This window comes from Micromonospora sp. NPDC005197, assembly GCF_040608295.1.
Lineage (GTDB): Bacteria > Actinomycetota > Actinomycetes > Mycobacteriales > Micromonosporaceae > Micromonospora.
The window spans coordinates 1-18559 of record NZ_JBEXHY010000105.1; the positions used below are offsets into that span (position 1 = coordinate 1).

Annotated in this window: 19 protein-coding genes and 1 pseudogene; 11 read left to right on the forward strand and 9 right to left on the reverse strand. The window is 71.7% G+C overall.

From position 1 onward, the window contains the following. A pseudogene (locus tag ABZU46_RS25025) lies at window positions 1-467 on the reverse strand (hypothetical protein); the annotation flags it as partial. A gap of 127 nt (window positions 468-594) precedes the next feature. Here ABZU46_RS25025 and ABZU46_RS25030 point away from each other — a divergent pair. The 5 genes from ABZU46_RS25030 (at window position 595) to ABZU46_RS25050 (ending at window position 6311) form a co-directional block, all read left to right on the forward strand. Next, window positions 595-2349 carry a DEDD exonuclease domain-containing protein gene (locus ABZU46_RS25030; RefSeq protein WP_354861548.1) on the forward strand — a complete coding sequence of 585 codons (1755 nt, stop codon included), beginning with the start codon at window positions 595-597 and terminating at the stop codon, window positions 2347-2349. Window positions 2350-2477: 128 nt separating this feature from the next. Further along, window positions 2478-4271: an HD domain-containing protein gene (locus ABZU46_RS25035; RefSeq protein WP_354861576.1), complete on the forward strand. Its 1794-nt coding sequence runs from the start codon at window positions 2478-2480 to the stop codon at window positions 4269-4271. Window positions 4272-4324: 53 nt separating this feature from the next. Beyond that, entirely contained in the window at window positions 4325-4867 is a 543-nt protein-coding gene (locus ABZU46_RS25040) for an NUDIX domain-containing protein (protein WP_354861549.1), read from the forward strand. Next, window positions 4864-5730, forward strand: a complete 867-nt coding sequence (locus ABZU46_RS25045) for a sugar phosphate nucleotidyltransferase (protein ID WP_354861550.1) — start codon at window positions 4864-4866, stop codon at window positions 5728-5730. Before ABZU46_RS25040 ends, ABZU46_RS25045 begins: the two co-directional genes overlap by 4 nt. A gap of 293 nt (window positions 5731-6023) precedes the next feature. Further along, window positions 6024-6311: an Lrp/AsnC ligand binding domain-containing protein gene (locus ABZU46_RS25050; RefSeq protein ID WP_354861552.1), complete on the forward strand. Its 288-nt coding sequence runs from the start codon at window positions 6024-6026 to the stop codon at window positions 6309-6311. An 86-nt stretch (window positions 6312-6397) separates the two neighbouring features. Here the strand turns inward: ABZU46_RS25050 and ABZU46_RS25055 are convergent, their stop codons facing one another. The 5 genes from ABZU46_RS25055 to ABZU46_RS25075 form a co-directional block, all read right to left on the reverse strand. Further along, entirely contained in the window at window positions 6398-7075 is a 678-nt protein-coding gene (locus ABZU46_RS25055) for a DUF4142 domain-containing protein (RefSeq protein WP_354861553.1), read from the reverse strand. 195 nt (window positions 7076-7270) lie between these two features. Further along, window positions 7271-8902, reverse strand: a complete 1632-nt coding sequence (locus tag ABZU46_RS25060; RefSeq protein ID WP_354861555.1) for a cytochrome b N-terminal domain-containing protein — start codon at window positions 8900-8902, stop codon at window positions 7271-7273. Further along, on the reverse strand, window positions 8899-9987 hold the full coding sequence (locus ABZU46_RS25065; RefSeq protein ID WP_354861557.1) for a Rieske 2Fe-2S domain-containing protein: 1089 nt from the start codon (window positions 9985-9987) through the stop codon (window positions 8899-8901). The genes ABZU46_RS25060 and ABZU46_RS25065 overlap by 4 nt, the downstream gene beginning before the upstream one ends. A gap of 64 nt (window positions 9988-10051) precedes the next feature. Beyond that, window positions 10052-10888, reverse strand: coding sequence for a cytochrome c (locus ABZU46_RS25070; protein WP_354861559.1), 837 nt, complete (start codon window positions 10886-10888; stop codon window positions 10052-10054). Between the two features lie 72 nt (window positions 10889-10960). Next, complete coding sequence (locus ABZU46_RS25075) at window positions 10961-11560, reverse strand: heme-copper oxidase subunit III (protein WP_354861560.1); 600 nt, start codon at window positions 11558-11560, stop codon at window positions 10961-10963. Window positions 11561-11668: 108 nt separating this feature from the next. On the opposite strand from ABZU46_RS25075, the gene ABZU46_RS25080 reads away from it, so the two are divergent. The 4 genes from ABZU46_RS25080 to ABZU46_RS25095 all read left to right on the forward strand — a co-directional run bounded on the left by ABZU46_RS25080 (window position 11669) and on the right by ABZU46_RS25095 (window position 14767). Further along, on the forward strand, window positions 11669-12658 hold the full coding sequence (locus ABZU46_RS25080; RefSeq protein WP_354861561.1) for a cytochrome c oxidase assembly protein: 990 nt from the start codon (window positions 11669-11671) through the stop codon (window positions 12656-12658). A gap of 105 nt (window positions 12659-12763) precedes the next feature. Further along, window positions 12764-13162: a hypothetical protein gene (locus tag ABZU46_RS25085; protein ID WP_354861563.1), complete on the forward strand. Its 399-nt coding sequence runs from the start codon at window positions 12764-12766 to the stop codon at window positions 13160-13162. An 89-nt stretch (window positions 13163-13251) separates the two neighbouring features. After that, window positions 13252-14298, forward strand: coding sequence for an anthranilate phosphoribosyltransferase (gene trpD, locus ABZU46_RS25090; protein ID WP_354861565.1), 1047 nt, complete (start codon window positions 13252-13254; stop codon window positions 14296-14298). A gap of 262 nt (window positions 14299-14560) precedes the next feature. After that, window positions 14561-14767, forward strand: coding sequence for a hypothetical protein (locus tag ABZU46_RS25095; RefSeq protein WP_354861566.1), 207 nt, complete (start codon window positions 14561-14563; stop codon window positions 14765-14767). 135 nt (window positions 14768-14902) lie between these two features. Here the strand turns inward: ABZU46_RS25095 and ABZU46_RS25100 are convergent, their stop codons facing one another. Both ABZU46_RS25100 and coxB read right to left on the reverse strand, forming a co-directional pair. Further along, window positions 14903-15328, reverse strand: a complete 426-nt coding sequence (locus tag ABZU46_RS25100; RefSeq protein ID WP_354861567.1) for a cytochrome c oxidase subunit 4 — start codon at window positions 15326-15328, stop codon at window positions 14903-14905. A gap of 9 nt (window positions 15329-15337) precedes the next feature. After that, the gene (gene coxB / locus ABZU46_RS25105; protein WP_354861569.1) at window positions 15338-16309 is read right to left on the reverse strand and encodes a cytochrome c oxidase subunit II; all 972 of its coding nucleotides are present in this window, start codon (window positions 16307-16309) and stop codon (window positions 15338-15340) included. A gap of 170 nt (window positions 16310-16479) precedes the next feature. Here coxB and ABZU46_RS25110 point away from each other — a divergent pair, with 170 nt between their 5' ends. Together ABZU46_RS25110 and ABZU46_RS25115 are read left to right on the forward strand one after the other, a co-directional pair. Further along, a complete protein-coding gene (locus ABZU46_RS25110; protein ID WP_354861571.1) occupies window positions 16480-17631 on the forward strand; it encodes an aminotransferase class V-fold PLP-dependent enzyme in 1152 nt (383 codons plus the stop codon). Further along, on the forward strand, window positions 17628-17861 hold the full coding sequence (locus tag ABZU46_RS25115; RefSeq protein ID WP_354861572.1) for a sulfurtransferase TusA family protein: 234 nt from the start codon (window positions 17628-17630) through the stop codon (window positions 17859-17861). The genes ABZU46_RS25110 and ABZU46_RS25115 overlap by 4 nt, the downstream gene beginning before the upstream one ends. A gap of 112 nt (window positions 17862-17973) precedes the next feature. Here the strand turns inward: ABZU46_RS25115 and ABZU46_RS25120 are convergent. Next, the coding region (locus ABZU46_RS25120; protein WP_354861574.1) for a PfkB family carbohydrate kinase at window positions 17974-18559 on the reverse strand (586 nt) is incomplete at its 5' end.

Below are 18559 nucleotides of genomic sequence, written 5' to 3' on the forward strand. Positions count from 1 at the left end.
CTGGCGTCGATCAGCTCCCGCCAGCCGCGGGGTCGGGCCAGGTAGGCCAGCGCGGCCACCTCGACCGGGTCGGCGGCGGCCGGCGCGGTGCCCTCGACCACGGCCGCGCCGAGGTCACCGGCGTCGGCAAGCACCCGGGCGGTGACCCTTTGCCGAAACAGCGGGTCGGCGGTGAGCTGGGCGGCGATGGCCGGGGTGCCGAGCCGGGCCCGTCGGTTGGGGGCGAACTTGGCCACCCGGCGCAGCGGCACCGGCACCTCGTCGGCGGGCAGGGTGGGCAGCACGGTGGCGGTCAGCGCCACGATCCGCTGCCGGACCGGCTCGGGCAGCGTCGGCTCCGGCTCGACCGCCGGATCGGCACCCGAATCGGCAGGTGTGTCACTGCTGTCCGGGTCGCCCACGGCACCGCCGCCCCCGACCGGATCCTCCTGCGGGAGGTGGTCGTCGTACGGCTCGGTGAGGGGCATGTGGCAAGTCTCCCACCGCGACCGGGCCCACCGCCCGGTGAGTGAGCCGATCTCTCATCCTAGCCCCATGGTGACTGCTGGGACGGCTGCGACGGGAGTGTCGGACCGGGGCGCTAGCGTGCCGCCGATGGCACAGGCGGAGTACGTCCAGGAGTCACTGGCCGGTCTCGACCCGGCGGTGGGCGGGGTGGACCCGGCCCTGCCGCTGTACGCGACGACCTTCGTGGTGGTCGACCTGGAGACCACCGGCGGCGCGCCCGACGGCGGCGGCATCACCGAGATCGGCGCGGTCAAGGTGCGCGGTGGCGAGCAGCTGGGCGAGCTGGCCACCCTGGTCAACCCGGGGCAGCCGATTCCGCCGTTCATCACCGTGCTGACCGGGATCACCCAGGCCATGCTGGTGCTGGCGCCGCCGATCGAGCAGGTGCTGCCCAGCTTCCTGGAGTTCATCGCCGACGCGGTGCTGGTCGCCCACAACGCCCCGTACGACGTGGGGTTCCTCAAGGCCGCCTGCGCGAAGCACGGGCACCGCTGGCCCAACCCGCGCGTGCTGGACACGGCGGCGTTGGCCCGGCGGGTGCTGACCCGCGACGAGGTGCCCAACCGCAAGCTGGGCACCCTGGCCGCCTACTTCCGCACCGCCACCCAGCCCACCCACCGGGCGCTCGACGACGCGAAGGCCACCGTCGACGTGCTGCACGGTCTGATCGGCCGGCTCGGCGGGCACCGGGTGGACACCGTCGGCGACGCCATCGAGTTCGCCCGCGCGGTCACCCCGACGCAGCGCCGCAAGCGCCACCTGGCCGAGGGGCTGCCCAGGGTGCCGGGGGTCTACATCTTCCGGGCCGCCGACGACCGGCCGCTCTACGTCGGCACCTCGGGCGACATCGCCACCCGGGTGCGCAGCTACTTCACCGCCGGTGAGAAGCGCGCCCGGATCTCCGAGATGTTGGGCGCGGCCGAGCGGGTCGAGGCGGTGGAGTGCGCCCACTCGCTGGAGGCGGAGGTCCGCGAGCTGCGGTTGATCGCCGCGCACGCCCCGCCGTACAACAGGCGGTCGAAATACCCGGAGCGGATGGTCTGGCTCAAGCTGACCGACGGGCCGTACCCCCGGTTGTCGATCGTCCGGGATCTGTCCCCCACGGACACCGCCTACCTCGGGCCCTTCACCTCCCGGCGGGCCGCCGAGCTGGCCGCCGCCGGCTTCCACGACGCGGTGCCGCTGCGCCAGTGCACGCACCGGCTCTCGCTGCGCACCGTCACGCCGGCCTGCGCGCTGGCCGAGCTGGGTCGCTGCCCGGCGCCCTGCGAACACAAGATCACTCCAGAGGAGTACGACGACAGAGCAGCCGGGCCGTTCCGCACCGCGACCGCCAGCGACCCACAGCCGGTGGTGGACGCGCTGCTGGCCCGGATCGACGTGCTCGCGGCCGACCAGCGCTACGAGGAGGCCGCCGTGGTGCGGTCCCGGCTGGCCGCCGTGCTGCGCGCCACCGTGCGGATGCAGCGGCTGGCGGCGCTGACCGGGATCGTGGAGCTGGCCGCCGCCCGACCGGCCGCCCGGGGCGGCTGGGAGCTGGCCCTGGTCCGGCACGGTCGCCTGGCCGGAGCCGGGGTGTCGCCGCCCGGCGTCCACCCGCGACCCACGCTGAACGCCATCCGCGCCACCGCCGAGACGGTGTCGGGCGGGCACGGCCCGGTGCCGTCGGCCACGGCGGAGGAATCCGAGCGCATCCTGTCCTGGTTGGAGCGGCCGGAGACCCGGCTGGTCGAGATGTCGTCCGGTTGGGCCTCGCCGGCGGGCGGGGCGGGCCGCTTCCGTGACCTGCTGGCGAAGGCCGAGAGCGGGGCGTCGCACCAACTCTCGACCGAACGCTCATGACCAACTGACCGATCGGACTACGTCGACTCCCTTAGGCTGTTAGAGAAGTGCAGTCCTGCCCGTTTCGTGGGCCTGCTCCCGATCGCCCGGTCCGGCGGTCGCGGAGCCGGGGTGAGGAGGTGTCCCTCGTGGACGTCGACGCCGGACACGGCGCCGCCCTGGGGGGCGCCCTGCCGACCCGGTCTGGTGAGCTGCCCCTGACCCGCCGACTGCGGTCGTTGCTGACCTGGCCGACCACCGACTCCGACCCGGTCACGCACCTGGTCCGCACCCATCGGGGCATCCACGCGGGCACCGACCCCGCCGTGCTGCGCCGGGCGTACACGATCGCGGAGAACATGCACCGCGGCCAGTTCCGCAAGAGCGGGGAACCGTACATCACCCACCCCCTCGCGGTGGCGCAGATCTGCGCCGAGCTGGGCATGGACACCACGACCCTGGTGGCGGCGCTGCTGCACGACACGGTCGAGGACACCCGCTACACGCTCCAGGCGCTGTCGGAGGACTTCGGCGGCGAGGTGGCCCACCTGGTCGACGGGGTGACGAAGTTCGACAAGGCGTTCTACGGCAAGGCCGCCGAGGCGGAGACGATCCGCAAGATGATCGTCGCGGCCGCCAAGGACGTCCGGGTGCTGATCATCAAGCTGGCCGACCGGCTGCACAACATGCGCACACTCGGAGTGCGCTCCGCGGCGTCCCGGGAACGGATCGCCCGCAAGACCCAGGAGGTGCTGGTCCCGCTCTGCGACCGGCTGGGCATCCAGACCCTCAAGCGCGAGCTGGACGACGTGGTGCTGCTGCACCTGGAGCCCGAGGAGCACGCCCGGCTGGCCCGGCACGTGCACGATCGGCCCGGCTGGGACTCCTACCTCGACGCGGTGGTGACACGGGCCCGGGTGGCGCTGCGCCGCAGCCGGGTCGACGCCGAGGTGAGCCCGCGCCCCCGGCACCTCTACTCGATCTGGAAGGACACCATCGCCGGCGGCCACACCGCCCCGTACGACCTGCCCCGCATCTCGGTGGTGGTCGACGGCCCGGCCACCGACTGTTACGCCGCGCTGGGCGCGATCCACGGCACGTGGCGGCCGATCCCGGGCCGTTTCAAGGACTTCATCGCCTCACCGAAGAACAACCTCTACCGCTCGCTGCACACCAGCGTCTGCGGCCCGCAGGACCGCACGGTGGAGGTGCTGATCCGCACCGAGGAGATGCACCGCTCGGCCGAGTACGGCATCGCCGCCGACTTCCGCTTCCCGCGCTCGGGCAGCGGCAGCGCGGCGGCCCGGGCCGAGCAGTTGGACTGGCTGCGCCGCGTGCTCGACTGGGAGCCGGACGCCGCCGACCCGGCACAGTTCTACGAGTCGCTGCGCTGCGACCTCGCCGAGGGCCAGATCCAGGTCTTCGCCGACGGGCGTCAGGTGGTGCTGCCGGCCGGCGCCACACCTGTCGACCTGGCGTACGAGCTGGGCAGCCAGCGGGGCGACCACTGCCTCGCCGCCCGGATCAACGGCCGGCTCGCGCCGCTGAGCTCGGAGCTGGACGAGGGCGACGTGGTGGAGATCTTCACCGAGAACGACGGCGACAACGGCTTCGAGGCCGGCGTAGCGCCACGCGGCCCGCGCAAGGAGTGGCTGGGCTTCGTCAAGTCGCCGCACGCGCAGATGCAGATCAACAGGTGGTTCGCCGAGCACACCGAGCCGGGCATCACGATCAGCGACAAGGTCCGCCTCGGTCGGGCCACCATCGGGCTCGCCCTGCGCCAGCACAACCGCGGCCTCGCCAGTGACCTGCCGCTGCTGCGGCTCTCCGAGGAGCTGGGCTATCCCGACCTGGAGACCCTGCTGGTCGCGGTCTTCGACCGGGTGATCGAACCGGACACCGTGGTACGCCAGCTCATCGACCTGGTCGACCATCGACAGTGACCCGCCCGGCCCCAGCGCGTCCGAAGGACATTCGTGACCACTAGCCTGGGGTCATGATCCCCCGTTCCCGCGCCACCGGTCGGGCCATCTTCTACCAGGCCTTCTACCGATTGCCGCTGCCGGTGCGCCGTCGCCTGGTCAAGCTGGCCGTGCCCAAGTACATCGTCGGGGCGGTCACCCTGGTCCGTGACTCCGAGGCGACGGGCGCGGGCCGACTGCTGATGCTGCGCCAGCCCCCCGGCAAGGGCTGGTCGCTGCCCGCCGGCCTGCTCAACCGGGCCGAGCCTCCGGTCGTGGGCGCGGTCCGCGAACTGTTCGAGGAGTCCGGCATCCGGCTGCCACCGTCCCGGCTGCGCCCGGCGGTGCCGAACGCGATCGTGCACGCCAAGGGCTGGGTGGACATGGTCTTCGAGACCGAGGTGCCGGCGTCCAGCACCGAACTGGCGGTCGACGGCGCGGAGGTCTTCGAGGCCGCCTGGCATCCGCTGGACGACCTGCCCAAGCTGACCTGGCCGACGGCCCGGCTGCTCGCCTACTACGACATCGGGCCGCTGGCCGGGCAGTTCCCGCCTCCGGTGCCCGACACCGCGCCGTGAGCGAAGCGGGCGGGCCGGCGGACCTCTGCGCGGTCGTGCTCGCCGCGGGTGAGGGCACCCGGCTGCGCCCGCTCACCGCACGGGTGCCCAAGGCGCTCTGCCCGGTCGGCAACGTGGCACTGCTGGACCGGGCGCTGGCCCGCCTGGCCGGCCTCGGCCTGAGCGGCCCCGCACGCGTCGCGGTGAACGCCTGCTACCTCGCCGACCAGGTGGTCGCGCACGTCGGCGATCGCGCCCACCTGTCGGTGGAGCCCGGTGACCCGCTCGGCACCGCCGGTGGGGTGGCCAACCTGCGGGACTGGATCGGCGGCCGGCCGGTGCTGGTCGGCAACGCCGACGCGTACCTGGCCGACCCGGCCACTCCCCCGGGCCCCGACGTGGCCGCGCTGCTGGACGGCTGGGACGGGAAGTCCGTACGCCTGCTCGGGCAGCCCGCCACCGACCCGAGGGCGCCCGGCACCTTCGCCGGGCACTGCTTCACGGGGTTCTCGCTGCTGCCGTGGCGGCTGGTCCGCGACCTGCCGGTGGTCTTCTCCGACCTGGTACGCGCGGTGTGGCGGCCGGCCGAGGCGGCCGGCGCGCTGGAGGTGGTGCCCTACCCGGGCACCTTCTACGACACCGGCACCCCCGCCGACTACCTGGCGGCCAACCTGCACGCCGCGAGCGGCGACGTACTGGTCGACCCGGCCGCCACGGTGACCGGGCGCTGCGTGGAGTCGGTGGTCGGCGCGGGCGCACGGGTCGACGGCGACGTGCGCCGCACCGTGGTCTGGCCCGGCGCCCTCGTGCGCAGCGGCGAACGGCTGCACGACGCGATCCGGTTCGGGGACGCCGGCACCGTCCAAGCCGCCCAGCACGGCTGACCCGCGTCGGCGCGTCGGCGGGATGATTCGTGTTAGCGGTATACCTGTGGGTCATAAATATGACTCACAGGTATACCGCTCGTTGGCGACACGCCTGCCCAAGCCGTGGGCATACCTGAAGCGACGGCTGATGGCGACAGCGCCGGGCACCCGACACCGAGCAACGGCGACGGGCGCGGGAGGACGGGCGCGGGAGGACGGCCTCGCGAGGACGGGTGCCGGGTGCACCCGACCCCGGTCCCGTCGGGAACATCTAGCATGGGCAACGACGCCGACGAACGGAGAATTGCCCCGTGATCACCGCGATCGTGCTGATCGACTGCGCCACCGACGCGATCCCCGAGGTGGCGGAGGCCCTCGCCAATGTCACCGGCGTCAGCGAGGTCTACTCGGTGGCCGGGCACGTCGACCTCATCGCCATCGTCCGGGTCCGCGAGTTCGACCAGATCGCACAGGTCATCGCGGGCAGCATCTCCAAGGTGCCGGGTGTGCTGAACACGGAGTCGCACATCGCGTTCCGGGCGTACTCCCAGCTCGACCTTGAGGAGACGTTCGCGATCGGCCTCGCCGACGCCGACTGACCCGCCGGGCCGCGTGCACGGCCGACGCCGGACGCGGCGCGGCCGGTCCACCCGCGCGGGTGGACCGGCCGTCTGCTGCCGCTACGTCAGCTTTCGCTGGGCGCGGGCCGCTCGGTGGTGCCGAGGCCCGGTTCCGGGGACTCGGTGATGCCACCCGGAGCGGGCGACTCGGTGGTGCCACCCGGAGCCTGCGACGAGGTACCCGGGCTGGGCGTACCGCTGGCGCTGGCCTGCGGGACCGGGATGCCCAACTGGTTGGCGAGCTGGACCAGCTCGTCGTAGTGCGTCTGCAGCGTCGGCAGAGCGGTCTGAGCCAACTGGACCACCGACTGCTCGGAGCCCTGCGAGATCTCCGTCTGGGTGGCCTGGATGGCCTGGACGTGACCGGCCAGCTCACTGGTCACCCAGAGCCGGTCGAACTCCGCGCCGCTGACGTTGTTCAGCTTGTCGATGACCGCCTGCTGGTCGGTCGTGGGCTCGTTCGGCAGTTCGACCTTGAGCTGGGACGCGGTCTGCTGCACCGTCTGGTCCAGCTGGGTGTGGTCGGTCTTGAACATCGCGCCCAGGTCCTTGACCCCCTGGTTCTGGCCCTTCTGCTGAGCCAGGTCACCGGCGGTGATCTCGAACAGGTTCACCTGGTGCAGCGCCTGCAGATACTGGGTGTCCTGCGTCGACGGCTGTGCCGCGGCCTGCGCGGCCGCAGCCGGCGCGACGCCTACCAGCACCAGCGCGGCCAACAGGCCGAGGCGTTTGAGACCCAACATGCTTCCCCCCCTTGAGACGTTGGACCGCACGGATACCCGGCTCACGGGGGTTATTCCTGCGATCGCCCGACGCGCGGGGTCGACCGGTCCCGCCGTGGCCGTCCGACTCCTGCTCGGATGGGCGACGGGACACCGACAACGACGTGGCGCCCGCCGGAAGTCCGGCGGGCGCCACGTGACGGTGCTGTCGGGAGGTCAGTGGCGGCTCTCGCCGCTGCCGATCTCCGCGCGCTCGGGCCGGGGCTCGACCGGCGGGTGACCCGGCGAGACCGGCGCCTCGACCGGCTTCTCGATCGGGTAGAAGAAGCCCCGGACCGCCGGGCCGAGGGCCCCGAGCCGGTTCATCTTCTTCGGCACCACCCAGCCGACGTAGTCCAGCTCACCGTGACCGTCCGCGTGCCCGTTCGCCGCGCTGAGCGGCTGGTGCACCTCGACGAACCGGCCGTCCGGCAGGCGCCGGATGATGCCGGTCTCCACGCCGTGCGCGAGCACCTCCCGGTCGTGCTGCTGCAGACCCAGGCAGAGCCGGTAGGTGACGTAGTACGCCAGCGGCGGGACCACCAGCAGGCCGACCCGGCCCGCCCAGGTCATCGCGTTCAGGCTGATCTGGAACTTGTCGGCGATCACGTCGTTGGCGCCCGAGAGCGTCAAGACGACGTAGAAGGAGACGGCCATGGCGCCGACGGCCGTACGGGCCGGAACGTCGCGGGGCCGCTGGAGCAGGTTGTGGCTCTTGCGGTCCTTGAGGTGCCGGGCCTCCAGGAACGGGTACATCGTCGACAGGCCAACCAGGATGCCGGGCAGCACGACCGTCGGCCAGAACAACGGCGGGATGACGTAGTGGTCGCCGATCGGGATGTTGATTTCCCAGGCCGGCATGAGTCGGGTCGAGCCGTCGAGGAACATGACGTACCAGTCGGGCTGGCTGGCGGCCGAGACCACCCAGGCCTCGTACGGGCCGAACAGCCAGATCGGGTTGATCTGGAACAGACCGCCCAGCAGCGCGATGACGCCGAAGACGACCATGAAGAAGCCGCCCTGCTTCAGCGCGTAGCGGGGGAACATCCGCTCGCCGACCACGTTGCCGTTGGTCCGGCCGGGGCCGGGCCACTGGGTGTGCTTCTGCTTGAAGACCAGGCCCAGGTGGGCGCTGATCAGCGCGAGCAGCAGACCCGGGATCAGCAGGACGTGGGCGATGAAGAACCGGCTGATGATGATCGTGCCGGGGAACTCGCCACCGAAGATCGACGACGTGAGCCAGGAGCCGATCACCGGGATGGACAGCATGATCGCCGAGGCGATCCGCAGGCCGGTGCCGGACAGACCGTCGTCCGGCAGCGAGTAGCCGGTGAAGCCGGCCAGGAAGCCGACCCAGAACAGCAGCGAGCCGATGATCCAGTTGGTCTCGCGCGGCTTGCGGAATGCGCCGGTGAAGAACACCCGCAGCATGTGCACGACGATCGCGGCCATGAACAGCAGCGCCGCCCAGTGGTGCATCTGCCGCATCACCAGGCCGCCGCGGACGTCGAACGACAGGTCCAGGCTGGAGGCGTACGCGGCGGACATCGGCGTGCCCTGCAACGGCGCGTAGCTGCCGTCGTAGACCACCTCGGTCATCGCCGGCTCGTAGAAGAAGGTGAGGAACACACCGGTCAGGAGCAGCACGATGAACGAGAACAGCGCGATCTCGCCCAGCAGGAACGACCAGTGGTCCGGGAAGACCTTGTTCAGCAGCCGACGGAGCGGAGTGGCCACCTGGAAGCGGTCGTCCACCCCCACCGCGGCCTTGCCCGGCGTGGCTGCCAGGTCAAACTTTCGACGCTTCATGGCCGCTCCCAGAAATCAGGCCCGACGGTCTCGGTGTAGTCGGACTTCGCCACGAAGAAGCCCTCGGAGTCCACCTCGATCGGCAGCTGCGGCAGCCGCCGGCTGGCGGGGCCGAAGACGGGCCGGGCGTTGTCGGTGATCAGGAACTGGGACTGGTGGCACGGGCAGAGCAGCCGGTTGGTCTGCTGCTCGAACAGGCTCGCGGGGCAGCCGGCGTGCGTGCAGATCTTGGAGAACGCCGCGTAGTTGCCCCACATGTAGTCGCCGTGGCCAACCCGCTCGTTGGCCCGGCGCGACTCCTGCGCGTCCGAGTCACGCAGGTGGATCAGCAGCGTCGGCGAGTCGGCGTGCCGGTTGCTCACACCGTGCTCGATGCCCGGGAAGACCGTCAGCTGACCACCGGTGCTGATGTCCGCCGGGCGCACCGGGCGGCCGTCCTCGCGCACGAGGCGGATCCGCTCGCCGCCCTCGGCGGTGGCGAACCCGGTGGTGAACATCTGGTTGTTCTTGTGCGGCTGCGAGATCAGACCGCCGACCAGCGGCGCCGCCGCGACCGCGGCGACCGGCGCGAGACCGGCCAGCAGCGAGATGCCGAGCAGGGGACGACGCTTCACACCCAGCTCGTCGGCCATGTAGAGCATGGTCTGGCCGGTGATGGTGCGACCGTCGGCGTCCACCGCGCCCTCGTGCCGGTCCTGGATCGAGACCTCCTTGGGCAGCAACTTCTTGCCCCAGGTCAGGATGCCGAAGCCGACGGCGAGCAGCGCGATGCCGAGGGTGGCGCCCAGCAGCGGCGTGTAGAACTTGTCGCCGCCGCGGCCCGGCGCGTACTGCCACGGCCACCAGATGTAGATGGCCAGGAACGCGGTCGCCGCCAGGCCGGTGATCAGGAAGAAGCCGGCCACCACCCGGGTCAGCCGACGCTCGGCCTTGGTGCCGGGCAGCACCTGCGGCTCGTAGTGCACGATCTCGATGTCGTCCCGACGCGCGCCCTCACGGACGATGTCGAACCGGGTCAGCCGGGGGTCGTTCACGTCGAGCGGCTCCTGGCCCTGCGGGGCCTGGTGCTCGGTGTGCGTGCTCATGCCGTCACCTCGCTACGGGTGGCGCCGAGCGGCACCACGGCACTGAATCTGAAGATCCGCTCGGTCACGACTTACCCGCAATCCACAGGCTAGCGAACACGAGCGCCACAATGCCAACCAGGAAGATCGCCAGGCCCTCGGTGGACGGCCCGTACCGACCGAGGTTGAACCCGCCCGGGTCCTGGTCGGTCTTCAGCGTCTCCTGGATGTAGGCGATGATGTCGGCCTTCTGCTCCGGCGTGATCTGGTTGTCACCGAACACCGGCATGTTCTGCGGGCCGCTCAGCATCGCCGCGTAGATCTGCCGGTCGGTCGCCGGGTGCAGGCTCGGGGCGAACTTGCCGGACGAGAGCGCGCCACCGCCACCGCCGAAGGCGTGGCACTGCGAGCAGTTGATCCGGAAGAGCTCCCCGCCGGCCGCGACGTTGCCGTTCTCGCGGAGGTCGTCACCCTCCGGGACGATCGGGCCGCCACCCAACTCCTGGATGTACTGGCCGAGCTGACGGGTCTGCTCGTCGGTGAAGACCGGCGGCTTGCGGTGCGCCTGGGCCTCCTGGCGGGCCAGCGGCATACGGCCCGAGCTGACCTGGAACTCGACCGAGGCCGCGCCGACGCCGATCAGGCTCGGCCCGCGGCCCTCGACGCCCTGGGCGTTGCGTCCGTGGCAGGTCACACAGCTAACGTCGAACAGCGCCTTGCCCTCGGCCGCGGCGCCGGTCAGCGGCGGATTGTCCTGCGCCTGGGCACCGGGGGCGAAGACGGTGTAGGCGCCGCCGGCGAGCATCAGCGCGGCGAACAGCCGGACCGCGGCGCCCAGCCGGCGGCGGCCCCTGCTGCGCGCGGCGGGCCGCCCGCGCAACCGCGCGAGCAGGCCGCGTCGGCGGTCGTTGTCAGAAGTCATGAGCTGTGTCCTTAACCGGTTGGACCTTGTCTCAGGGGACGGAGCAGCGGCGCGGTTCGTGACGCGCCAAGATCACTGAAGCCAGTAGATCATGGCGTACAGGCCGATCCACACGACGTCGACGAAGTGCCAGTAGTACGACACGACGATCGCCGAGGTCGCCTGCGCCGGGGTGAACCGGCCCATGGTCGTGCGGACCATGAAGATGATGAAGGCGATCAGACCGCCGGTCACGTGCAGGCCGTGGAAGCCGGTCGTCAGGTAGAACATCGAGCCGTAGCCGTCAACGTTGATCTTGACGCCGTCCGCCACCAGGTGGCGGTACTCGTTCACCTGGCCGAGCACGAAGATCAGGCCCATCACGAAGGTGACGGTGAACCAGCGGCGCAGCGCGTGCACGTCACCCTTCTCCGCCGCGAAGACGCCGAGCTGGCAGGTCACCGAGGACAGCACGAGGATCACCGTGAAGGTGGTCGCGTACGGGATGTTCAGCGACTCGGTGTGCTTCTCCCACTGCTCCGGCGCAGCCGCGCGGATCGAGAAGTACATCGCGAAGAGCGCCGCGAAGAACATGAGTTCGCTGGAGAGCCACACGATCGTCCCGACGCTGACCATGTTGGGTCGCGTCAAAGAGTGGATCCGGCTCTTGTCAATGGCTGGGGCCGCAGTCACGCCGTCATTATTGCCCCTGACCGGGGCCGGCGATCAGCGGGGTGGCAAACCTGCGCCTTCCGTGGCCCGGGCGTCAGGGTCCGGTTCGCCTGGCCTAGCCTGAAAAGCGTGCTGCACGTCGATCCGATCCTCGCCGCCACCTCGGCCGTCCCGGCCGATGTGCTCGCGGCCACTCCGGCTGGCCCGTCGGTGCTCGCCGCCGGGGCCGAGGCGACCCCGCCACCGTTCACCGTCGGCGCGGTGCTGACCGAGACCCGGTTGGACAGCTGGCTGGCCCTCGGCCTGGTACTCGCCGCCGGCCTCTACCTCTACGGGGTGCACCGGCTGCGCGTCCGCGGGGACCGCTGGCCGATCGCCCGTACGGTGTTCTTCCTCGGCCCCGGCCTCGGCGGTATCGCGCTGGTCACGGTCAGCGGGCTGCACGCCTACGACACCGCGCTGCTGTCGGTGCACATGGTCCAGCACATGGTGCTCTCCATGGTGTCGCCGATCTTCCTGGCGCTGGGCGCACCGATGACGCTGGCCCTGCGGACCCTGCCCGTCGGGCCGCGCAAGCGCCTCCTGGCGATCGTGCACAGCCGCGTCGCCCGGGTCTACAGCTTCCCGCTGGTGGCGTTCGCCATCTTCGTGGTCAACCCGTTCGCGCTGTACTTCAGCGACCTGTACCGCTTCACCCTGGAACACGCCTGGGCACACGAGCTGGTGCACGCGCACTTCATCATGACCGGCTGCGTGTTCTTCTGGCCGCTGCTCGGCCTCGACCCGCTCCCGGGCCGCTGGCCGTACCCGGCGCGGGCCCTGCTGATGCTGCTCTCCGTGCCGTTCCACACCGTGCTCGGGCTCACCATCATGCAGAGCACCACCCTGTTCGGCGGCGACTGGTACCCGTCGCTCAACCTGAGCTGGTCCGACCCCAAGGCCGACCAGGTGGTCGCCGGCGGCATCCTCTGGGCCGGCGGTGAGTTCGTCAGTGTGACCATGCTCGCGGTGCTGGTCGTGCAGTGGGTGAAGCAGTCCGAGCGGGAGGCCCGCCGGGTGGACCGCGAGCTGGACCGCCAGGAGGCCCGCGAGCGCGCCGCCGACGCCGCGACGACCTGAGCTGCGCAGACGGTACGCCAGCGGCCGAGCGTCGGGCGGGATGTCGGCTACGTCACGTCGACCGGTACGATCGGCGGGCAGCTACGAGGTGGGAGCCTGTCAGCCATGAGCGATCGTCTGTGCACCGTCCTGCTCTACAGCGACGACCCGCAGGTCCGTGACCGGATGCGGCTCGCTGTCGGCACCCGGCCCGCGCCCGGGCTGCAGATCGAGTTCGTCGACGCGTCGACGTACGCCGAGACCATCCGGCTGGTCGACGACTACGAGATCGACCTGCTGGTGCTCGACGGTGAGGCGAGCCCCGGCGGCGGCATCGGCATCGCCCGCCAGATCAAGGACGATCGGGACGACGCCGCCCCGCCCACCTGCCTGGTGATCGCCCGCGCCGCGGACCGATGGCTCGCCGCGTACGCCGAGGTCGACGCGACGCTGGTGCACCCGCTCGACCCGGTGACCACCGGCAGCACGGTGGCCGAGCTGCTGCGGACGCACGCACCCGCCTGACGTCCCCCGCTCTCCGGCACCGACACGGCGCCGGACCAGCCGGCGCCGATTCCAGCCCACCCGCACTTCGTACGCTCGGGAGGCCCGCCATGGGCGATCGGACCTGGCCGCACCTGCTCAACTCGCTGCTGCGCGGCGAGGAGCTGTCCACCGCCGACACCGCCTGGGCCATGGGCGAGATCATGGCCGGCTCGGCGGGCGCCGCGCAGGTCGCCGGCTTCGCCGTGGCGCTACGGGCCAAGGGCGAGACCTCGGCCGAGTTGGCCGGCCTGGTGGAGACCATGCTGAGCCGGGCCGTCCCGGTCGACCTGCCTGACGACCTGCGCTCGACCGCTCTGGACGTGGTGGGCACCGGCGGTGACCTCGCCCACACGGTCAACATCTCCACCATGGCCGCGCTGGTCGTGGCGGGCGCCGGCGTCCGGGTGGTCAAGCACGGCAACCGGGCCGCGTCGTCCTCCTGCGGCACCGCCGACCTGCTGGAGTTCCTCGGTGTCCCGCTCGACCTCGACCCGGACGCCATCGTGCGCTGCGTCACCGAGGCCGGCATCGGGTTCTGCTTCGCCGCCCGGTTCCACCCGGGGATGCGGCACACCGGGCCGGTCCGCCGGGAGCTGGGCGTGCCCACCGTGTTCAATTTCCTCGGCCCGCTGACCAACCCGGCCCGCCCCCGCGCCGGCGCCGTCGGCTGCTTCGACGCACGGATGGCGTCGGTGATGGCCGGCGTGTTCGCCGCCCGGGGCGACTCGGTGCTGGTGATGCGCGGCGAGGACGGGCTGGACGAGTTCACCACCGCCGCGCCGACCCGGGTGTGGGCGGCGCAGGGCGGCACCGTACGCGAGGCCGTGCTGGACGCGACCGACCTGGGTGTCCCCCGGTCCACCCTCGGCGACCTGCGCGGCGGTGACGCCGCGTACAACGCCGGCGTGGCCCGTCGCCTGCTGGCCGGTGAGACGGGCCCGGTCCGCGACGCGGTGCTGGTCAACGCGGCGGCGGCGCTCGCGACCCAGGGTCCGCTGGACGGCGACCTGACCGAGGCGCTGCGCGCCGGCCTGGACCGCGCCGCCGACTCCATCGACTCGGGCGCTGCGGCGGCCACTCTGGACCGCTGGATCGAGACCGCCACCACCGCCTGATCCCCGGCCCGGGAGGCGCGTGCTGCGTGATCGACTCGGGTTGCTGGAATCCGGGGTGTTCGGCCGGCCCGGATACCCCGACTTCACTGCTGTCGGGTGGATCACGTCCGGTGGCGTCGGGGCCTGCGGAACGGCGCCCGACCGGCGGGCGCGGGGATTTGTCGGACCCGCGTGGGAAACTACAGGCGAGTAGTTCTCCGCTTCCGTTGTGCGTCGCTGTCGCATTTCGGGGGCGGTTCGCCTGGAGTGAGAGGAGACGCCCGTGTCGCACCGCGATCTCTACTGCGATGTCTGCGAGGGCGTGGCACCGTTCGAGGCGCCGCCCTGCGTCGACGGCCACGGCAGCGACTGTCCCGAGCTGATCTGCACCGGTTGCGGCGCGGCCGTGGTGATCGCCACATTCGCCGCCCCCGTCACCCGGCTGGCCGATCGCCGACGTCGCCAGCCCACCCGCCGCCACGCCGCCTGACCCGCACCGCCCCGATCGGCTCCACAATGCCGACGTGACGGCATCCCGGTGCGCCACGACGAAGGCCCGCTCCCCCGACGGGGTGCGGGCCTTCTCGGTGGTACGGGGTCGGTCGCGCCGCGGCGACCGGGTGGATCAGTGCTCGGCGGTGCGCCGGGTGCCGGTGTAGTACTCGAACAGCAGGCCGCAGGCGGCGAAGATGACCGCCAACAGGCCGGCGCCGATCAGCCAGAACTGCCAGAACACCATGCCCAGCGCGGCGGTCGCGGCGGCCAGCGCCAGACCGAACGGCCAGTAGCTGCCCGGGCTGAAGAAGCCGACCTCGCCGGCGCCGTCGGAGATCTCAGCGTCCGGCCGGTCCTCCGGGCGCAGATCGATACGGCGGGAGACGAACCAGAAGAAGCCGCCGCACATCGAGCAGAGCAGGAACGACAGCAGCAGGGCGACGGTGCCCACCCACTCGATGTTGCCGGACTCACCGTGCGTCCAGGCGCCGTAGAGGACGGTTGCGCCGAAGAGGAACAGGGCGATGATCAGGAAGATACGCCACTCGGTCTTCATGCGGCTGCCTCAGCTTCCCGTGCCGGCCGGAGCGTCGTCCGGGTTGAAGTTGCTCTGCGTCCGTCGGGTGTCGAACGGCTGCGTGGTCTCCGCGTACGGCTGCTCGCCGATCGCGGCCAGCGCGTCCTGAGTCGACTTGCCACTCTGCTTGGCCGCGAGGAACTGGTCGTACTTCTCCGGCGAGACCACCCGCAGCTCGAAGTTCATGAACGCGTGGTAGCTGCCGCACAGCTCGGCGCAACGGCCGACGTACGCGCCCTCGGCATCCAGGCTGGAGACCTCGAAGACGTTGCGGATCTTGCCCGGCATGACGTCCCGCTTGAACAGCAGCTCCGGCACCCAGAAGGAGTGGATGACGTCGCGGCTGGTCTCCTCGAACCGGATGGACCGGTTGGTCGGCAGCACGAGCACCGGGATGACCTCACTGGTGCCGAGCGTCGACGCGGTGGTGCGGGCCTCAGTGCCCTGACCGTCGCGGTAGTTGAACTGCCAGTTCCACTTGAAGGCGACGACCTCGACCGTGACGTCCGGGTTCTTCGACAGCTTGTCGACGTCGGTCTGCACGATCGCCGTGTAGTAGAAGAGCACGGAGACGATCAGGATCGGCGCGATGGTGTAGAGGAACTCCATCGGCAGGTTGTAACGGGTCTGCACCGGCAGCGCGTTGCCGCGCTTGCGGTAGCGCACGACACACCAGAAGATCAGGCCCCACACGAAGACGCCGACCGCGAGCGCGGCGACGCAGGAGGCGATCCACAGGTCGTACATCCGGTGCGACTCGGCCGAGATGCCGCCCTGCGGCCAACCGAAGCCGCCGAACGTCTGACCCACGTCACAGCCCGTGAGCAGAACCAGCAGAGCCACGCCCCCGAGACCGAGCCCGGCCAGCCGACCAGCACCGCGTCCCCGGCGTCCACCGACCCCTGGGGCAGCACCGTGCCGTACGGCCGACGGCCGTACCTCCGAACTCCTTGCGACCACCTGGTCCTGCCTCCCTAGCGCGCCGCGGTGCGTCTTTCCTCAGCACCGGCGGCAAAGGCGTCACCGACGGTCGCAGATTACTCGACCATGACGGACTCGGCCGTGGTGGGGTCACTGTCCGCCCCCATCGGGGGGATCCTGGGCATACCGTCGCGATAGCGTACTGATCCGTGAGCGCCTCCTCGGTCTACCTGGACGCGGCGACCGCCGCGCCGCTGCATCCGGTCGCCCGGCAGGCGCTGCTGGCCGCTCTGGAAGACGGCTGGGCCGACCCGGGAAAGCTCTACAGCCAGGCACGCCGCGCGCGGCAACTGCTCGACGCCGCCCGCGAGGCGTCCGCGCAGACGCTCGGCGTCCGCGCCGACGAGCTGTCCTTCACCAGCAGCGGTACGACGGCAGCCCACGGCGCGGTGCTCGGCGGCCTGGCGGGACGGCACCGGGCCGGGGCGGCGCTTGTGCACTCCGCGATCGAGCATTCCGCCGTCCTGCACGCCGCCGAGCGGCACGTCGCGGCCGGCGGCATCGCCCACGCGGTGCCGGTCGACCGGGTGGGCCGGCTGGATCTGGCCGCCTGGTCGACGGCCGTCCAGACGCCCGGGGTCGCGCTGGCCGCGCTGATCACCGCCAGTCACGAGGTGGGCACCGTGCAGCCGGTCGCCGAGGCGGCGGCCGTCTGCGCCGACGTCGGGGTGCCGCTCTACGTCGACGCGGCGCAGTCGGTCGGGCGGGTGCCCCTGCCGGCCGGCTGGTCGATGCTCAGCGCCAGCGCACACAAGTGGGGCGGGCCGCCCGGGGTGGGGCTGCTGGCGGTCCGCAAGGGCACCCGCTGGGAGTCGCCCTGGCCGGCCGACGAGCGGGAGGGTGGGCGTACCCCCGGGTCGGTGAACCTGCCCGCGGTGGTGGCGGCGGCGGCGAGCCTGCGCGCGGCGGCGGCCGACGCCGCGGCCGAGCGGGCCCGGCTGGCGCCGCTGGTGGACCGGATCCGGGCGCGGGTGTCGGCGGAGGTGCCCGACGTCGAGGTGGTCGGCGACCCGGTGCTGCGCCTGCCCCACCTGGTGACCTTCTCCTGCCTGTACGTCGACGGCGAGACGCTGCTGCACGCGCTGGACCGGCGGGGGTTCGCGGTGTCGTCCGGCTCGTCCTGCACGTCGTCCACGCTGCGGCCGTCGCACGTGTTGGAGGCGATGGGGGTGCTCTCGCACGGCAACGTCCGGGTCAGCCTGCACCGGGACACGACCGAGTCCGACGTCGAGCGGTTCCTCGCCGAGCTGCCCGGGATCGTCGCCGGGCTGCGCGCCGACGCCGGGGTGGTAGGACTGTGACGATGCCGGACGAGGTGATCGACTGCCGGGGTCAACGCTGCCCGCTGCCGGTGATCGCGGCCGCCCGCCGGATGCCGCAGGTGCCGGTCGGCACGGTGGTCCGGGTGCTCGCCGACGACCCGGCCGCGGCGGTGGACATCCCCGCCTGGTGCCGGATGCGCGGCCAGGAGTTCCTCGGCGCGGTGACCGGCGCGGACGGCCCCGCCTACGACATCCGCCGCACCCACTGACCCATCCCTCACCCCCGCGATCTTGCAGTTGCTGCGCGGACAAGACCGCGCAGAAGCCGCGAAACAGCGACAGAAAGTGCAAGATCGCCGGGGTGAGGCGGGGTGGGTCGGGTTACGGGAGGAGGTGGGGGCGGATCTCGTCGGCGGCGGTGTCGCCGTAGGACTCGGCGAGGCGCTTGACGAACAGGTCGCGGCGGACGTCGTACTCCTGGGTGCCCACCGTCTCCAGGACCAGCGTGGCCAGCAGCGAGCCGACCTGGGCGGCCCGCTCAAGGCCGAGGCCCCAGGAGAGCGCGGTGAAGAAGCCGGCCCGGAAGCCGTCGCCCACCCCGGTCGGGTCGACCGCCCGGATCTCCCGCGCGATGGGCACGTGGATCGGGTCGATGCCGCGGCCGGCGATTTCCACGCCGTCCTTACCCAGCGTGGTGACCCGCACCTTGACCAGGTCCAGCAGTTGGTCGTCGGTCAGCTGAGCCTTGCTCTGCAGCAGCGACTTCTCGTAGTCGTTGGTCATCAGGTACTCGGCGCCCTCGATCAGCGCCACCACGTCCTCGCCGGGCATCCGGGCGAGCTGCTGGGAGGGGTCGGCCGCGAAGGCGTACCCACGGCTGCGGCACTCGGCCGGGTGCCGCAGCATCGCGACCGGGTCGTGCGCGCTTACCAGAACCAGGTAAACCCCGCCGAGACGGTCGGCGACG